The sequence below is a fragment of the Halomonas sp. genome, from assembly GCF_034520545.1.
Taxonomy (GTDB): domain Bacteria; phylum Pseudomonadota; class Gammaproteobacteria; order Pseudomonadales; family Halomonadaceae; genus Halomonas.
The window spans coordinates 62,436-79,064 of record NZ_JAXHNN010000014.1 but is presented as its reverse complement, the minus strand read 5'-3'; the positions used below and the strand labels follow the sequence as shown (position 1 = coordinate 79,064).

Below are 16,629 nucleotides of genomic sequence, written 5' to 3'. Positions count from 1 at the left end.
CTCGTCAGCCGTGGCCGCGATCCGGGTGCGGCACCGGCTTATCGCCGATCTCCTCGTCGCGGAGCTCAGGTGGGTTGCCGCGGGTCTTGTCCTCATGGCGCAGCTGCAGGTGGAGGCCGGTCTTGGCCATCAGGTGAGCGCTGACCGGGGCGGTGATGAACAGGAATAGCGTGATCAGCATCTCCTGGATGTCGGGCTTGCCATCGATCACCCAGAAATAGAGCATCGAGGCCACCAGCATGCAGCCGATCCCCAGGGTGGTGGCCTTGGTTGGGCCATGCAGGCGCATGTAGAAGTCGCGCAGGTGGGCCATGCCGAGTGAGCCGATGAAGGCGAAGGCGCCACCGGCGATCAGCAGGAAGGCAATCACGCCCTCGAGGAGCACATACAGTGTCATGGGGCCTCCTATTCGATGATGTCGCCACGTAGCAGGTACTTGCAGACCGCCACGGTACTGATGAAACCGAGCATGGCGATCAGTAGCGCCGACTCGAAGTAGGTCTTGGTGTTCAGCCACAAACCCATCAGCACGATCAGCGCGATGGAATTCACGTACATGGTATCCAGTGCCAGGATCCGGTCCGGCATGTCCGGCCCCACGGTCAGGCGATAGACGTTGAGTAGCAAGGCCGCCACCACCAGGGCCATGCTGGTCCACAGGGCAAGGTCTAGCATTCGTAGATCTCCTTCAGCGGCCGCTCGTAGCGTTCGCGGATATGCGCGATCAGCGCTTCCTCATCCTCCACGTCCAGGGCGTGGATCAGCAGCGTCCGGCCGTCCATGCGCAGGTTGGCCGATACTGTGCCCGGCGTCAGGCTGATGGTGTTGGCCAGTAGGGTGATGGTGAAGCGATCCTCCAGCATCAGTGGGTATTCCACGAAATGGGGCCGCAGCCGGCGAAAGGGATTGACGATCAGCCAGGCCACCTCGATGTTGGCGATGAGGATGTCGCCAAGCACGCGCACCACGAAGCGCAGCAGCAGCCAGGGCCGGGCCACATGGGGTTGGGCATCCCAGAAGCGTTGGGTGGCCAGCGGTATCACCACTGCCAGGAAACCGCCCAGCAGGAACTGGCCGAAGGCGGTGCTGCGTACCAGCAACAGCCAGACCGCCAGCAGCAGGATCGACAGCAAGGGGGTCGGCAGCCAGGGACGGGGCTTGATCATGGCGTGCCTCCAGCATCGTTCAGCAAGGCGTTGACCACCACCTGGGGATTGGCCAGCTGGTCGGCGGTGGCTTGGGTGTAGTCGCTGACCGGACCGGCCAGGACCACCAGCAACGGTGAGGCGCCCAGCAGCCAGGCAACCCCGAACCACTGGCGACGCGGGAGAGGCATGCCCATCGGCTCCCCCTGGCTACGCCAGAACAGCGTGGAGCCGGCCCGTGACAGGGCGAGCAGCGCGCACAGGCCGGTACCCAGCAGGATCGGCCACAGCCAGGCGCGCTGCATCCCCTCGGCCGAGGCCATCAGCAGGGCCTTGCCGATGGCCCCGGACAGTGGTGGCAAACCGGCCACTGCCACGGCACCAACGAAGAATAGTCCGGCCAGCCAGCCGCCCTGGTGCAGAGGGCGACCCCTGACCAGCCGGGTACCGGCCTTGCCACGTTGCAGGCCGATCAGTTCGGCGAGCAGGAAGAGCCCGCCGGTGATCAGGGTCGTGTGCACGAGGTAGTAGAGCAGGGCGGAGACGGCGGCCGGCGAACCTATCCCGATGCCGGCCAGCAGAGTGCCCACCGAGACCAGCACCAGGTAGGCGACCAGTAGCCGTAGGTCCCGAGCGGCCAGTACGCCGGCCCCGGCTGCCACCAGGGTGCCCAGCGACAGCCACCATACCCAGGCCTGCTCGAGGTTCGCCAGTGGCCCGGCGTGTTCGCCGAAGACCAGCGAATAGACTCGCAGGATGGCGTAGATGCCGACCTTGGTCATGATGGCGAACAGCGCCGCGACAGGCGCCGGGGCAGCGGCATAGGCGCGCGGTAGCCAGAAGTAGAGCGGCAGGATCGCCGCCTTGAGACCGAACACCACCAGCAGCATCAAGCCACCGGCGGTCACCAGGCCAGCCCGCTCGGCGGGCAGCTCGCCGAGGCGTACCGCCATGTCGGCCATGTTGAGGGTGCCGGTGGCGCCGTAGAGCACGCCCACGGCGATCAGGAACAGCGAGGAGCCGGCCAGGTTGAGCACCACGTAGTACACGCCGGCCTGGATGCGCGCCTTGCCACCGCCGTGCATCAGCAGGGCGTAAGACGCCAGCAGCAGCACCTCGAAGAACACGAAGAGGTTGAACAGGTCACCGGTGAGGAAGGCGCCGTTGATGCCCATCAGCTGCCACTGGAAGAGGCCGTGGAAGTTGCTGCCGCGCTCGTCGTCGCCGGCACAGGCGAATACCACAGCGCCTAGCGCGAGCACCGCGGTCAATAGCACCATCAGCGCCGAGAGACGATCGAGGACCAGCGCGATGCCGAAGGGCGGCTGCCAGTCGCCCAAGGCATAGTAGGTGACCTCGCCGCTGGTGGCACGAGCCACCAGGGCAATGCCGACCACCACCAGCAGGGCCGTGGCGATGACCGCAATCAGGCGCTTGGCTCGGGTAGCCCCCTGGCGGCGATACAGCAGCAGGATGCCGGCGACAAGCGGCAGCACCACGGGCAGGACGATCAGATGCTGCATCACGGGCGCTCCTCCCCGTCTTCATGGTGGCGGCCATCGACATGGTCGTTGCCCGCTTCGCTGCGGGCACGCATGGCCAGGATCACCACGAAGGCGGTCATGGCGAAGCCGATCACGATGGCGGTGAGCACCAGTGCCTGGGGCAGCGGGTCGGCATAGTTCGATGGCCCGTCGAGGATAGCAGCCCCGTCGGTGGTCAGCCCGCCCATGGAGAACAGGAAAAGGTTGACCGCATAGGAGAGCAGGGTAAGGCCGACCACAACCGGGAAAGTGCGGCCGCGCAAGACCAGGTAGAGCCCGCAGGCGGTCAGCACGCCGGTGGTGATGGCGTAGAGGCTTTCCATCAGCGTTTCTCCTTGCCGGGTCGCGAAGTGGGAGCGGTGTCGATGCTGCCGGCGGCTTCCTTGGACGGACGGTGGGGGGTGGTGACCTTGCCCAGGTTGGCGAGGATCATCAGCGTGGCCCCCACCACGGCCAGATAGACGCCCAGGTCGAAGAGCATGGCGGTGGCCAGTTCGAAGTCGCCGACCAGTGGCAGGTGAAAGTGACCGAAGGCCGAGGTCAGGAAGGGGTGGCCGAACAGCCAGCTGCCGAGGCCCGTCAGGGTGGCAACGGCCACCCCGGCGATCGCCACCGGTTGATAGGGGAAGTCGAGGCGCTGTTGGACCCAGTCCACGCCGCGGGCCATGTAGAGCAGGATCAGTGCCACGGCGGTGACCAGCCCGGCGATGAAGCCGCCGCCGGGCTGATTGTGGCCGCGCAGGAAGATGAAAGCTGATACCAGCAGGGCCAGCGGCAGCAGTGCCATCGAGATGGAGGTGAGGATCGCCGGATAGCGGTCCGGTGACCAGAGTCGACCCTTGCCGTCACTATGCGGGATGAACAGCCGCAGCCGGTTGAGCAACTTGAAGATCGCCAGACCTGCAAGCGCCAGCACGGTGATCTCGCCCAGAGTATCGAAGCCGCGGAAGTCCACCAGGATGACGTTGACCACATTGTGGCCGCCGCCGCCGGGCACGCTGTTCTCCAGGAAGAATCCGGAGATAGGCGCATTGTCACGGGTCAACACCGCATAGTTGAGGCTGGCGACTACCATGCCCAGGGCGCCGGCCAGCACCACGTCGCGCAGGCTGCGGCGATTCGAAGACTCTCGAGGTGTCTTCTGGGGCAGGAAGAACAGCGCCAGCATCAGCAGGATCATGGTCACCACCTCTACCGAGAGCTGAGTCAGTGCCAGGTCGGGCGCAGAGAAGCGGGCGAAGGTGAGGGCTACCACCAGCCCCACCACCGAGAGCATCAACAGCGATATCAGGCGGAAGCGATGTGTGGCGGCCGTGGCGATGCCGCCGAAGATCAGCAGCCCGGCCCCCAGCAGCAGGACGCCATCGAGAGGCTGATTTTCCAGATCACCGCCCAGCCCGCTCATGCGTGCCAGGCCCAGGCCGCCCATCAACAGGGCAGCGAGCAGCAGCCAGGTCATGTAGCGCTGCAGCGAGCCCCCGTCGAACCAGGCCAGACCCGCCTCCGCGCTGCGCCCCAGCCGCTGCACGGCGGCCTCGAACACCAGGCGGGCATCCACCGGACGAAAACCCTTGAGGAAGCGGCGCAGGTCGGGATGGCGCCAGTAGGTCGCAATGCCGGCGACCAGCGCCACCAGGCTCATCAACAGCGGCAGGTTGACGCCGTGCCATATCGCCAGGTGGAATTCGAACGCCTCGCCCAGTACCGCCTGCAGGGCCAGGCCCAGCAGGCTCTCCGCCAGCACCGGGGCCAGGCCCACGACCACGCACAGCACCACCAGCAGCTCCACCGGGGCACGCATCAACCATGGCGGCTCATGGGGCGACTTGGGAGGAGCTGCGCTGGCCGGCTTGAAGAAGACCGCGTGCACCAGGCGCAGCGAGTAGGCTACCGAGAGGATACCGCCAAGGGTGGCGAGTACCGGCATCAGCCAGCTCAGCCCGCCCAGTACCGGGGTCGTCAGCGTCTCGGTGAAGAACATCTCCTTGGAGAGGAAACCGTTGAGCAGCGGCACGCCGGCCATGGCCGCCCCCGCCACGCTGGTCAGTACCGCGGTGACCGGCATGGCGCGGCGCAGCCCGCCCAGTCGGCCCAGCTCGCGGGTGCCGGTCTCGTGGTCGATGATGCCCGCACTCATGAACAGCGCCGCCTTGAAGGTGGCGTGGTTGAGAATGTGGAAGAGCGCCGCGAGCACCGCCATGGGCGTGCCGATCCCCAGCAGCACGGTGATCAGCCCCAGGTGGCTGACCGTGGAGAAGGCCAGGATACCCTTGAGGTCGGTCTTGAGCAGGGCGAACCAGGCACCGTAGAGCAGGGTGGCCATGCCGACCAGGGAGACGATCACTGACCACAGCTCGCTGCCGGCAATGGCTGGGTGAAGGCGCGCCATCAGGAAGATGCCGGCCTTGACCATGGTCGCCGAATGCAGGTAGGCGGAGACCGGCGTGGGTGCCGCCATGGCATGGGGCAGCCAGAACTGGAACGGGAACTGTGCCGACTTGGTGAAGGCGCCCAGCAACACCAGCACCAGCATCATGGGATAGCGTGGGTCGGCGAGGATGGCATCGCCGCTGGCGAGCACCACGTTCATGTCGTAACTGCCGACCATGTCACCCAGCAGCAGCAGGCCGGCGAGCAGTGCCAGGCCGCCGGCGCCGGTCACGGTCAGCGCCATACGTGCCCCCTTGCGGGCATCGCTGCGGTGCGACCAGAAGCCGATCAGCAGGAAGGAGGATATGCTGGTGAGTTCCCAGAAGAGCCACAGCAGCAGCAGGTTGTCGGACATCACGATGCCGACCATGGAGGCCATGAAAAGGATCAGGTAGGCATAGAAGCGCCCGAAGGGCTCCTCCGGCGACAGGTAGTAGTGTGCGTAGAGCAGGATCAGCAGGCCAATCCCCAGGATCAGCAGGTTGAACAGCACCGATAGGCCGTCCAGCCGGAAGGCCAGGTCCAGGCCCAGGGTGGGCACCCAGCCGACGGCAAAGCGCAGCGTCTCACCGGCTGCCAGAGCGGGCAGCTGGCCGAGCATCATCAGCAGTGCCAGCGCGGGCAGTACCGCGGTGGCCAGTGAGCAGAAACGTCGCCCGCGTCCCTCGGTGAACGCGGGCACCAGTACCCCCAGCAGGGGCAACAGGGCTATCAACAGCAGTGTCATCGATCGGTCTTCCTGCGCGGGTCCAGAAACGGGAAGGCATCGGTTGCCGCTGGGACAGAATGATGCAAGCGACCTGCGATCGCACCCCGTCCCTGGGTCGGGTCGGCCCCCATGGCTTGGCTCCCCCACACTCTAACCCAAAGGGGCCGCGCTCGCCGCCTCCTTGCCTTTCAACACCTTGTCTCTATAGAGTTGTCAGCTCTACCTGGTGGGGGCGGCGACTGTGCTGCGGACCCCGTCACGACAGGGGAGGGTGCACGATGCAGCTTGCCGTGTTGGGAGGCTTCGTGGTGGCGGGCATGGCGCCACTGCTGCATCACTGGTTCGGGGCCCGGACGCCGCTGGTGATGTCACTGCTGCCCGCCGCTCTGGCAGCCTGGCTGGTGGGCCAGTGGTCAGCAATCGCTTCCGGCGATGTCCTGCTGCTTGAGTGGGCCTGGGTGCCGGGGCTTGATATCACCCTGACCTTCCTGATCGACGGCCTCGCCTGGCTGTTCGCCATGCTGATCACGGTGATCGGCACCCTGGTGCTGATTTACTCGGGTGAGTACCTGCGTGGCCATCGTGACCTGCCGCGCTTTCTGGTGGTGATCACCGCCTTCATGATGTCGATGCTTGGCCTGGTGCTGGCCGACAATCTGGTAACGCTCTTCGTGTTCTGGGAGCTCACCAGCATCACTTCCTACCTCCTTATCGGCTTTAACCATACCGATCTTGCCGCCCGCAAGGCGGCACTTCAGGGGTTGCTCGTCACTGCGGGGGGCGGTCTGGCACTGCTCGCCGGCTTCGCCATGCTGGCGGTAGCCGGCGATAGCTGGTCGCTGGCCGAGCTCACCCGCCGCGGCGAGACGTTACGCGAGCATGCGCTCTACACGCCGCTAATGGTTTGTATCCTGATAGGCGCCTTCACCAAGTCGGCACAGTTTCCCTTCCATTTCTGGTTACCCAACGCCATGGCGGCACCCACGCCGGTCTCCGCCTATCTGCACTCGGCGACCATGGTCAAGGCCGGGGTCTACCTTCTTGCCCGCCTGCATCCTGCCCTGGGGGGCACGGACGGCTGGGTGATCACCCTCTCCCTGGTGGGGGCATTGACCATGGCGACGGGCGCTTTTCTGGCGATACAGCACACCAACGTCAAGAAGCTGCTGGCCTACTCCACGGTGATGGCACTGGGCACCCTGATCATGCTGCTGGGAATCGGGACCGAGGGGGCGCTCGTCGCCTTCGTGGTCTTCCTGCTGGGCCACTCGCTCTACAAGGGGGCGCTGTTCATGGTGGCCGGCATCCTCGATCACGAGACCGGCACCAAGGACGTCACCGCCATGGGGGGGCTGCGTCGCGTGATGCCGCTTACCGCCGCCGTGGCTGGACTCGCCGCCCTGTCGCTGGCCGGGTTGCCGCCCCTGCTCGGTTTCGTGGGCAAGGAGCTTATGCTCGAGTCGGTTCTCGCGGCCGATGCCTGGCGCCCCCTGATCCTGCTACTCGCCTTCATTGCGGCCTTCCTGACGCTGGCCGTGGCAGCCATCGTCGCCCTGCGCCCCTTCCTCGGTGCTCCGCGCGAGACCCCCAGGGCGGCCCATGAGGCGCCATACGCCATGCTTGTGGGGCCCGCCTTGTTGGCTGTTCTGTCACTGTTGTTCGGTCTGTCGCCGGGCCTGCTCGATCCCCTGGTGGGTGCTACGGTGGCCGGCATCGGGGTGGGGACCGGGGAGAGCCAAGGCGAAGTACACCTGGCGCTCTGGCACGGGATCAATCTGCCCTTGCTGCTGTCCATGGCGAGCCTGCTGCTGGGCCTGCTGGCCTACCGTCACTGGGATCGCCTGCGGGCAAGGCTGGCCCGCCTCGAACCCCTCATGGCCCGCGGCCCGGAGGCCGGATACGAGGCGCTGATGGCCGGCATGGTGGCCGTCGCCGGCTGGCAGACCCGCATTCTGCAGAATGGCCATATCCGCAACTACCTGGTAATGACGCTGCTGGTGCTGTTGGGCCTGGTCGGCCATGCGCTCTTCTTCCGGCATACCCTCGAGCTCGACTTCGCCCTCTCGCTCTATCTCCACGAGGCCGTGGTCGCTGGCTTGATGGTCGCCGGCGCCGTGGCGGCCTGCGTGATGCGCTCGCGTCTGGCAGCGGTGGCGGCGCTTGGCGTCATGGGTTTCTCCATCGCGCTGACCTTCGTGCTGTTCAGTGCCCCGGACCTGGCGATCACTCAATTGCTGGTGGAGACTCTGACGGTGATCCTGCTGGTGCTGGTGCTGTTCCGCCTGCCGCGCTTCGCCACCCTCTCCACACCCGTCGAGCGGCTGCGCGACCTCGCGGTGGCGAGCCTCACCGGCGGCCTGATCACCCTGCTGATGCTCTCGGTGCTTTCCGGCGAGCGGCTGCCGCGGATCTCGGACTACATGGTGGAGAACAGCCAGCCGCTGGGCCATGGCCACAACATCGTCAACGTCATCCTGGTCGATTTCCGGGCGCTGGATACCCTGGGCGAGATGTTCGTGCTGGCGCTGGCGGCCATCGGGGTCTATGCCATGTTGCGCTTCCATGCCGAGGCCTATGATGCCAGGCACCATGCACCGCCGTCGGAGAGCGACGATGGTTAGATCGGGCACCCTGATTCTCAATGCCGCGGCGCGACTGCTGCTTCCGCTGCAACTGCTCTTCTCGCTGTTCCTGTTATTGCGCGGGCACGACGAACCAGGGGGCGGATTCATCGCTGGACTGGTGGCGGCGGGGGGATTTGCGCTCTATCTGTTTGCCTGTGGGCGCCGCGCCCTCAACGATATGCTCAAGGTGTCGCCCCATGACCTGATCGCCATGGGGCTGCTGCTCGGGGTGCTGTCGACACTGCCGGGCTGGTGGGTCGGCGAGCCCTTCTTCACGGCCCAGTGGTGGACCGTTCCGATCATCGACTTCAAGGCCTCGACGCCGCTGATCTTCGACATCGGCGTCTATCTGGTGGTGGTGGGTTCGGTGCTCACGGCGATAACCGCCCTGGTCAAGACCGATCAGGAAGACGACGAACGCTGAGGAGACTCCATGGAACCCTTGATGGCCATCACGATCGGCATTCTGTTTGCCGCCGCCATCTACATGATGCTGCGCCGCTCCATCGTCAAGCTGGTGATCGGGCTGATGCTGCTCTCGAATGCCGCCAACCTGCTGATCTTTGTCACGGCGGGCATGGTGCGCGGCGCACCACCGCTGGTCCCCCAGGGCCTGACGGCGCCCGAGGGCGCGGTGGCCGACCCGCTACCTCAGGCCCTGGTGCTCACCGCCATCGTCATTGCCTTCGGCGTGCTATCGTTCGCCGTGGTGCTGGTGCGTCGTGCCTGGGAGATCGTGCGTGCCGATGACCTGGACAAGATGAAGGATACCGACACGTGAATCCTCAGATCGCGCTGCCCATCCTCATCCCGCTGCTGGCGGGGTCCGTGTCGCTGGTCTTCTGGCGCTCCCGGAGCATGCAGCGGTTCTTTGCCGTGGCCGGTACCGCCGGCCTGTTGCTGACCAGCCTGTGGCTGCTGACGACGGTCAGCCGCGACGGCATCCTGGTGATGCACATGGGTGGCTGGCCGGCACCCTTCGGCATCAGCCTGGTGGCCGATCTGCTGGGGGCGATCATGGTGGTGCTTACCGGCATCATCGGCTTCGCCGTGGCGCTCTTCTCGCTGGCCACGGTGGGCCGCGGCCACGAGGCCTATGGCTACTTCCCGCTGATGCATCTGCTGCTGGCCGGAGTTGCCGGGGCCTTTCTCACCGGCGACATCTTCAACCTCTACGTGTGGTTCGAGGTGATGCTGGTGGCGTCCTTCGCGCTGCTCATCCTGGGTAGCGAGAAGGCGCAGATGGAAGGTGCGATCAAGTATGTCACCCTCAACCTGGTCTCCTCGGTGATCTTCCTGGTCGCGGTGGGGCTGCTCTACGGCATGGTGGGCACGCTCAACATGGCCGATATCGCACGTCGCCTGGCGACCCTTGAGGACAACGGCATGGTCGATGTCCTGGCGATGATGTTCATGGTCGCCTTCGGCATCAAGGCGGCGGCCTTCCCGCTGTTCTTCTGGCTGCCGGCTTCCTATCACACCCCGCCGGTGGCCGTTTCGGCGCTGTTCGCCGGTCTGTTGACCAAGGTCGGGGTCTACGCGCTGTTCCGGGTGTTCACGCTGATCTTTCACCAGAGCCCGGGCTATACCCACGAGATCCTTCTGTGGGGGGCGGGGTTCACCATGCTTTCCGGGGTGCTGGGGGCGGCGGCGCAGTTCGAGTTCCGACGCATCCTATCGTTCCACATCGTTAGCCAGATCGGTTACATGATCCTGGGGCTGGCGCTGTTCACCCCTCTGGCGATCATCGGTGGGGTCTTCTACATCATGCATCACATCATCGTGAAGACGAACCTCTTCCTGGTCAGCGGCATCATCCACCGGCTGCGCGGCACCTACCAGCTCAAGTCGCTGGGTGGCTTCTATCGCAGCCACCCCTGGCTGGCCGTGCTGTTTCTTATTCCGGCACTGTCGTTGGCCGGCATGCCGCCACTTTCGGGTTTCTTCGCCAAGTTCATCGTGATCCGTGCCGGCATCGAGGCCGAGGCCTACGGGATAACCTTCATCGCCCTGCTGGTGGGGCTGCTCACCCTCTATTCTATGATCAAGATCTGGGCCGAGGTGTTCTGGAAGTCGACGCCGCCTGAGGGCGACGTCGACCCCTATCCTGAACTCAATCCGCGCGAGATGTGGCTGATGTCGGCGCCAGTGGTTGGCCTGGCGCTGTGCACCCTGTTCATCGGCCTCAATGCGGAGCCCATCTATGCCCTGGCCGAGGCCTCGGCCGGCCAGCTGCTGGCGCCCGAACGCTACATCGAGGCCGTGCTCGGCGAGGCAGGGGAGGTGATGCCATGATCGGTGCCGCCTGGAATCTGCTGTTGGGCTTCGCCTGGATCGTGCTCACCGGTGACTTCAGCGGCCGCAACCTGCTGGCTGGGTTGCTCTTCGGCTACCTGGTGCTCGCGCTGATCCAGCCCCAGATACCGGCCCTGGCCGGGCATGCCCAGCGCTTGCCGCGGTTCATCCGCTTCGTCGGCTTCTTCCTCAAGGAGCTGGTAATGGCCAACCTCAAGGTCTCTTACGACATCGTTACCCCGCCCTGGTACATGAAGCCGGGCGTGATCGCCATGCCCCTCAAGGCCAGCACCGAGTTCGAGATCGCCTTCGTTGCCAATCTGATCTCGCTGACCCCGGGCACCCTGAGCCTGGATGTCTCCGACGATCGCCGCGTGCTTTACATCCATGCCATGTTCCTGGATGACGAAGCGGAGCTCAGGCGCAGCCTCGCGGAGCTGGAGCGCCGGGCGCTGGATCTGTTTCACTAATCAAAGGAGGTGGCCACGTGTCTAACATCATCCTGCTGAGCCTGGCGGTGATGAGCCTGGCCCTGTGCCTGGCCTTCGTGCGTTTGTACCGTGGCCCCACCCTGCCGGACCGGGTAGTGGCCCTGGAGCTCTTCTCGTCGATCCTCGTCGGCATTATCGGGGTGGTCGCCATTGCCACCGACGTGCCGAGCCTGCTGGACGTGGCCATCGTCATGGCGCTGATGGCGTTCATGGCTGCTATCGGCTTCGCCCGCTTCCTGGAACGCGGAGGGCCCCGGGATGATTGAGTTGCTCAAGGGCGGGCTGATACTGGCCGGGTCGATCTTCATGTTCCTGGCGGCCCTCGGTGTGGTACGCCTTCCCGATCTGCTGACGCGCATGCACGCCACCACCAAGGCCGCGACCCTGGGGGCCACCCTGATCATGCTGGCGGTAGCCCTGCACTTCGCCCAGGTGGCGGTGGTGGCGCGGGCCTTCGGCGTGATTCTCTTCATCATGATGACCGCACCAGTGGCGGCCCATGTGATCGGCCGCGCAGGCTATTTCGTCGGTGCCCGGCTGTGGAGCGGCACACTGAAGGACGAGCTCAAGCCCAATTACGACCCCCTCACGCATCAGCTCAAGAGCCATCGGGAGACCGAGGCCAACGCACGCCGGGAGCCCGATGGGGAATAACGCCTCGCCATCACATCCTTCGCATTGGGGGCCGCCTTGGAGCGGCCCCAGTCGTTTGTAACCCCGGGGGTGGCAGTGAACGGTATTTAATTGTACAAATACTGTACTATTAAGTCGTTCTGTCCACTTTTGAGGTTCCCTCCATGCATCGCAAGCCGCATCTTCCGCACAAGGTCTGCGCACACTGCGCACGCTCCTTTGTCTGGCGACGCAAATGGACGCGGTGCTGGGAAGAGATTCGCCACTGCAGCGAGCGCTGCCGCCGTGAGGCTAGACGTCAGGAGAGATCGCGATGAGCCGAATGCTGGTGTGGCTGCGCAGTGATCTGCGCCTGGCCGACAACCCCCTGTTCCACTTTTCCACACCACCCGAGTCGTTGCTGTGTGTCTTCGTTCTGGATGACGCCTGGCTCGACCCTCTGCCAGGGCTAGAGGCCTCTCGCATAGGGTCGGCGCGTCTGCGCTTCCTCTGGGAAAGCCTGATCGCCCTGCGCGGCGAGCTGCTCAAGCGAGGCAGCGACCTGCTGGTGCGTATCGGCTCCCCCGTCGAGGCGGTTGCTGAGCTGGCCGAGGCCCATGACATCGACGAAGTGCGGGTGCGCGCCGATGCGGGCTGGGAGGAGTGGCAGGCCAGCGTGCAGTTGGCCGAGCGGCTGGGTAGTCAGGTGAACCTGACATGCCATCAAAGCGGTACGCTGCTTGACGAAGCCTCTCTGCCCATGGCCGTGGAGGACATTCCCCCCAGTTTCTCGGCGTTTCGGCGCAAGGTGGAACGTCGTTGGGTGATCCCCGATGCGGTTCCGGCGCCGGTGACCTTGCCCAGCTGGCCGGCCAATGCACCGCGAGGCTTCCCGCCGCTGGGCAAGATCTGTAGTAGCGCGGCCGTTTGGGCACCGGATGAGCGTGGCGGCTTTGCCTTTTCCGGCGGTGAGGCGGCGGGATGGGCGCGTCTCGATCACTATCTGTGGGAGAGCGGCGCCGTGGCGCGCTACAAGCAGACCCGCAACGGCCTCGTGGGTACTGATTTTTCCACGCGGTTCTCGCCCTGGCTGGCTCACGGCTGCCTGTCGGCTCGCCAGGTCCTCGAGGAGGTGCGCGCCTGGGAGGCTAGGCACGGGGCCAACGAGTCGAGCTACTGGGTGATCTTTGAGCTGCTGTGGCGTGACTATTTCCACTGGGCGGCGCGGCAGGAAGGTGCTTCGCTGTTCGGTGAACGTGAGCTGCCGGCGCCCAGCGAGGGCTTTCGCGCCTGGTGCGATGGCCGTACCGGCGTTCCCTTCGTGGATGCCGCCATGTGCGAACTCTCCGCTACCGGCTGGCTTTCGAACCGGGCGCGCCAGAACGCGGCAAGCTACCTGGTGCGCGATCTCGGCGGTGACTGGCGTCTCGGTGCGGCCTGGTTCGAGCACTGCCTGATCGATTATGACGTCGCCAGCAACTGGGGGAACTGGCGTTACGTGGCAGGGGTGGGGCGTGATACCCGTCCGCGTGCCCTGGACGTCCACGACCAGGCCGAGAGATACGATCCCGATGGTGCCTACGCGGCCCTCTGGCTGGTACCGTCCTTATGTGTTCACCGGGAGGTCCCATGAGCCGAAGATCGATTCCTCTTCTGCCACTGTGGCTGGGCCTGGCCGGGCTGATTCCCTTCGTCGCCACCGCGGCATCGGCCTGGCTGGCCCCCGTGGTTTGGCAGGTAGTCGCCGTCGACGCCTTTCTGTACTACAGCGCGGTGATCCTGTCGTTTCTGGGTGGCGTGCAGTGGGGCGTTGCCATGTCGCTGGAGTCGCTGAGCAGCACTGGCTTCCGTGTCCGTCTGCTGCTGAGTATGGCGCCGAGTCTGATCGCCTGGCCGGCGTTACTGCTTCATCCCCTCACCGGTGCCTGGGTGCTTGCCATCGGCTTCGTGCTGGTGCGCTTACATGAGCTGTCCGCGAATGGCAGAGCGGGGTTGCCGGACTGGTACCACTCCTTGCGTATGCGCCTCACGCTGACCGTGCTGGCCTGCCATGCGCTGTTGATCTGGCGGCTCTGGGGAGGTTGAACGGGCTGGCCTGGCGTCCGGTTCTGGGCGATGATCGGCGGATCATGGAAACGTCCTGCAGGAGCGACGATGAGACGGATGCTGACCACCCCCCTGCTGCTGGCTTTGCTGGCTGGCTGTCAGGCCTCGCCCCCCAGCGAGGCTAGCGTGGCCGAGGAAGCTGAACCCGGCGCCGGCGAGACGACCGTTGCCATGGCCGAGGCAGTGGCCAACGAGCCGGCAGCTCCGGCGGATTTCGCGAGCTGGCTGGCTGGTTTTCGGCGCGAGGCGCGGGCAGAGGGCATACGCGAGGCAACGCTGTCACGAGCCCTCGACGGTCTGCGCTATCGTCCTCGGGTGATCGAGTTCGACCGCTCCCAGCCTGAGTTCGTGAGGCCGATCTGGCAGTACCTGGACAGCGCCGTCTCGGCGAACCGGGTGACCACCGGACGAGAGCGCCTGGATCGACATCGAGCCACGGCTCGGGAAATGGAGCGGCGCTACGGAGTACCCGCCGAAGTGATCGTTGCCATCTGGGGCATCGAGAGCAACTACGGTAGCAACTTCGGCAACTTCTCGACCCTCGAGGCCCTGGCCACCTTGGCCTACGACGGCCGCCGTCGCGATTTCGCCCGCGGCGAGCTTCTCGCGGCGCTGCGTATCCTGGATGCGGGCGATATCTCCCCCGAGCGCATGCAGGGCTCCTGGGCCGGTGCCATGGGTCACACCCAGTTCATTCCCTCGAGCTTCGAGGCCTATGCCGTGGACGGCGATGGTGACGGGCGGCGTGACATCTGGGGCAGCATCCCGGACGTGATGGCCTCCACCGCCAATTATCTCGACCGCGCCGGCTGGCAGGCAGGGCAGCCCTGGGGCGTGGAGGTGCGACTCCCCGACGACTTCGACTATGCCGAGACCGAGCTTTCCACGCGTCGCCCCAGCCGCGACTGGGACGAACGCGGCGTGAGCACCCTGGACGGGGCGCCGCTGCCCGACTTCGATGCGTCCTCCGTGATCGTGCCCGGTGGCGCCAAGGGCCCGGCTTTCCTGGTGGGCCCTAACTTCCGTGCCATCTTGCGCTACAACAACGCCACCAGCTACGCCCTGGCGGTGGGCACCCTGGCCGATGAGATTGCTGGCCGAGAGGGTGTGGTGCAGAGCTGGCCCCGGGCGGAGCAGCCATTGAGCCGAAGCCAGGTGCGCGAGATGCAGCGCCTGCTCAATCAGCGTGGTTTCGAGGTGGGGGCGCCGGATGGAATCATGGGCCCCAACACCCGCCGAGGCCTGCGTGAATTCCAGGCTGCTATCGGCACTACGCCGGATGGCTTTGCCACCCTTAAACTGCTCGAACGCCTCCGGCCTTGAGCCCATGAACGCCGAGGAGCCCATGCCCCTGTCACGATCCTGCCTGTCATTGCTTGCCGTCCTGCTGATGAGCGTCGCCATCCCGGCCGTTGCCAGTTCGGAAGACACCAAGGTCTTCGGCTGGGTCGAGAAGGCGACCCTGGAGCCCGGGGGGGTCGAGGTGAAGGCCAAGCTCGACAGTGGTGCCCTGACCTCGTCGCTGGACGCCCGCGACATCGAGCGCTTTGAGCAGGATGGCGAGGATTGGGTGAGCTTTCGCTTAAGGCTCAAGGACGAAGCCAGCGGCGAGACCTTCACCGAGCGCATGACGCTGCCACTGTACCGCAACCTTCGGCTGCGCGGTGCCGGCGGCACCGATCGTCGACCAGTTGTGCTGATGAATGTCTGCCTGGGCGACACCGTGTATGAGGAGCAGTTCAGCCTGCGCGACCGCGAGGAGATGAACTACCCGCTGCTGCTCGGGCGTCGCTCCATCGGTCACCTGGGGCTGCTCGACGTGCGCGAGACTTTCCTCAATGAGCCCGATTGCGACGACGATGCTCCCTTTGTTGCCCACAATCCGGACGAGGACGACTAGGTTCTCGGCTCGGGCTCAGAAGAGCCGTGCGAGCAGGGCCGTCACCGCCGTCTCCACCCGCAGGATGCGCGGGCCCAGGTGGATGCCCTCGCAGCCTGCTGCCAGCAGCTGTTCCACTTCCCAGGGGATGAAGCCGCCCTCGGGCCCCACCAGCAGCAGTACGGGTTCGTCGAGGCCGCGGGGGCAGTCGTTCGGCATGCCGGGGTGGGCCACCAGGCCCCGGCGCTCCGCCAGCAGCGCCGGCAGTCGATCCTCGACGAAGGGGCGAAAGCCCTTGGCCAGGGTAACCTGCGGCAGCCGGGTATCGCGGGCCTGTTCCAGGCCAAGCACCAGGTGACGGTGAATCTTCTCCTCGCCGAGCTCCGGCGACTGCCAGTAGCTCTTCTCCACGCGGCGGGTGTTAAGCAGGGTGATATGTTTCACGCCGAGCGCGGTGACGTGCTCCAGGCTACGTGCCAGCATCCGCGGGCGGGGCAGGGCGAGCACCAGGTGCACCGGCAGTGCCGGCGGTGGCAGCTGATCCAGGGCCGCGATGTCGAAGAGTGCCTCTTCGTCGTTCAAGGCCAGGAGCTCCCCGCGCCCCAGGCGTCCCCCTTCGATGCCCAGCGTCAGGTTATCGCCGGGATGCGCACTGTGCACCTCGCGCAGGTGAGCGAGGCGCCGCGGGTCGCGGATCCGGGCCAGGCGGTCGTTCTCGATATCATCGGGAGACAGCAGAATCAGGTTCATGTGACCTCGCGTTGGCGGCTATGCCTTGCATGGATGGTGTCGCG

At 65.6% G+C, this 16,629-nt stretch carries 19 protein-coding genes; 12 read left to right on the top strand and 7 right to left on the bottom strand.

Going from position 1 to position 16,629, the window contains the following annotated elements; genetic code table 11:
- Positions 1 to 4 precede the first annotated feature (4 nt).
- From U5L98_RS15495 to U5L98_RS15470, 6 genes are read right to left on the bottom strand one after another with little or no spacing between them, the layout of a single operon-like run.
- Entirely contained in the window at positions 5 to 397 is a 393-nt protein-coding gene (locus tag U5L98_RS15495) for a Na+/H+ antiporter subunit G (protein ID WP_322559206.1), read from the bottom strand.
- A gap of 8 nt (positions 398 to 405) precedes the next feature.
- A complete protein-coding gene (locus U5L98_RS15490) occupies positions 406 to 675 on the bottom strand; it encodes a K+/H+ antiporter subunit F (RefSeq protein ID WP_151443168.1) in 270 nt (89 codons plus the stop codon).
- A complete protein-coding gene (locus U5L98_RS15485; protein WP_322559205.1) occupies positions 669 to 1,166 on the bottom strand; it encodes a Na+/H+ antiporter subunit E in 498 nt (165 codons plus the stop codon). Before U5L98_RS15485 ends, U5L98_RS15490 begins: the two co-directional genes overlap by 7 nt.
- Positions 1,163 to 2,671 (bottom strand): monovalent cation/H+ antiporter subunit D, encoded by a 1,509-nt coding sequence (locus U5L98_RS15480; protein WP_322559204.1) that lies wholly within the window; start codon positions 2,669 to 2,671, stop codon positions 1,163 to 1,165. The genes U5L98_RS15485 and U5L98_RS15480 overlap by 4 nt, the downstream gene beginning before the upstream one ends.
- The gene (locus tag U5L98_RS15475; RefSeq protein ID WP_322559203.1) at positions 2,668 to 3,012 is read right to left on the bottom strand and encodes a Na+/H+ antiporter subunit C; all 345 of its coding nucleotides are present in this window, start codon (positions 3,010 to 3,012) and stop codon (positions 2,668 to 2,670) included. The genes U5L98_RS15480 and U5L98_RS15475 overlap by 4 nt, the downstream gene beginning before the upstream one ends.
- Entirely contained in the window at positions 3,012 to 5,846 is a 2,835-nt protein-coding gene (locus U5L98_RS15470; protein ID WP_322559202.1) for a monovalent cation/H+ antiporter subunit A, read from the bottom strand. Before U5L98_RS15470 ends, U5L98_RS15475 begins: the two co-directional genes overlap by 1 nt.
- 260 nt (positions 5,847 to 6,106) lie before the next feature.
- Between U5L98_RS15470 and U5L98_RS15465 the strand changes: the two genes are divergently transcribed.
- The 12 genes from U5L98_RS15465 to U5L98_RS15410 all read left to right on the top strand — a co-directional run bounded on the left by U5L98_RS15465 (position 6,107) and on the right by U5L98_RS15410 (position 15,856).
- A complete protein-coding gene (locus tag U5L98_RS15465; protein WP_322559201.1) occupies positions 6,107 to 8,449 on the top strand; it encodes a putative monovalent cation/H+ antiporter subunit A in 2,343 nt (780 codons plus the stop codon).
- Entirely contained in the window at positions 8,442 to 8,876 is a 435-nt protein-coding gene (locus U5L98_RS15460; protein WP_322559200.1) for a Na+/H+ antiporter subunit B, read from the top strand. The genes U5L98_RS15465 and U5L98_RS15460 overlap by 8 nt, the downstream gene beginning before the upstream one ends.
- Before the next feature lie 9 nt (positions 8,877 to 8,885).
- Positions 8,886 to 9,233: a Na+/H+ antiporter subunit C gene (locus tag U5L98_RS15455; protein ID WP_322559199.1), complete on the top strand. Its 348-nt coding sequence runs from the start codon at positions 8,886 to 8,888 to the stop codon at positions 9,231 to 9,233.
- Positions 9,230 to 10,747 carry a Na+/H+ antiporter subunit D gene (locus U5L98_RS15450; RefSeq protein WP_322559198.1) on the top strand — a complete coding sequence of 506 codons (1,518 nt, stop codon included), beginning with the start codon at positions 9,230 to 9,232 and terminating at the stop codon, positions 10,745 to 10,747. Before U5L98_RS15455 ends, U5L98_RS15450 begins: the two co-directional genes overlap by 4 nt.
- Positions 10,744 to 11,217, top strand: coding sequence for a Na+/H+ antiporter subunit E (locus U5L98_RS15445; protein ID WP_322559197.1), 474 nt, complete (start codon positions 10,744 to 10,746; stop codon positions 11,215 to 11,217). The genes U5L98_RS15450 and U5L98_RS15445 overlap by 4 nt, the downstream gene beginning before the upstream one ends.
- A 50-nt stretch (positions 11,218 to 11,267) precedes the next feature.
- The gene (locus tag U5L98_RS15440) at positions 11,268 to 11,504 is read left to right on the top strand and encodes a monovalent cation/H+ antiporter complex subunit F (protein WP_416208269.1); all 237 of its coding nucleotides are present in this window, start codon (positions 11,268 to 11,270) and stop codon (positions 11,502 to 11,504) included.
- A complete protein-coding gene (gene mnhG, locus U5L98_RS15435) occupies positions 11,497 to 11,892 on the top strand; it encodes a monovalent cation/H(+) antiporter subunit G (RefSeq protein WP_322559195.1) in 396 nt (131 codons plus the stop codon). Before U5L98_RS15440 ends, mnhG begins: the two co-directional genes overlap by 8 nt.
- A 143-nt stretch (positions 11,893 to 12,035) precedes the next feature.
- The gene (locus U5L98_RS15430) at positions 12,036 to 12,188 is read left to right on the top strand and encodes a DUF2256 domain-containing protein (RefSeq protein ID WP_322559194.1); all 153 of its coding nucleotides are present in this window, start codon (positions 12,036 to 12,038) and stop codon (positions 12,186 to 12,188) included.
- Positions 12,185 to 13,483: a DASH family cryptochrome gene (locus tag U5L98_RS15425; protein WP_322559193.1), complete on the top strand. Its 1,299-nt coding sequence runs from the start codon at positions 12,185 to 12,187 to the stop codon at positions 13,481 to 13,483. Before U5L98_RS15430 ends, U5L98_RS15425 begins: the two co-directional genes overlap by 4 nt.
- The gene (locus tag U5L98_RS15420; protein ID WP_322559192.1) at positions 13,480 to 13,935 is read left to right on the top strand and encodes a DUF3429 domain-containing protein; all 456 of its coding nucleotides are present in this window, start codon (positions 13,480 to 13,482) and stop codon (positions 13,933 to 13,935) included. The genes U5L98_RS15425 and U5L98_RS15420 overlap by 4 nt, the downstream gene beginning before the upstream one ends.
- Before the next feature lie 69 nt (positions 13,936 to 14,004).
- Positions 14,005 to 15,279: a lytic murein transglycosylase gene (locus U5L98_RS15415; RefSeq protein ID WP_322559191.1), complete on the top strand. Its 1,275-nt coding sequence runs from the start codon at positions 14,005 to 14,007 to the stop codon at positions 15,277 to 15,279.
- 22 nt (positions 15,280 to 15,301) lie between these two features.
- A complete protein-coding gene (locus tag U5L98_RS15410) occupies positions 15,302 to 15,856 on the top strand; it encodes an ATP-dependent zinc protease (protein ID WP_322559190.1) in 555 nt (184 codons plus the stop codon).
- Positions 15,857 to 15,871: 15 nt separating this feature from the next.
- Here U5L98_RS15410 and U5L98_RS15405 read toward each other — a convergent pair whose 3' ends face one another.
- Positions 15,872 to 16,585 carry a 16S rRNA (uracil(1498)-N(3))-methyltransferase gene (locus U5L98_RS15405; RefSeq protein WP_322559189.1) on the bottom strand — a complete coding sequence of 238 codons (714 nt, stop codon included), beginning with the start codon at positions 16,583 to 16,585 and terminating at the stop codon, positions 15,872 to 15,874.
- Between the last annotated feature and the right edge of the window lie 44 nt (positions 16,586 to 16,629).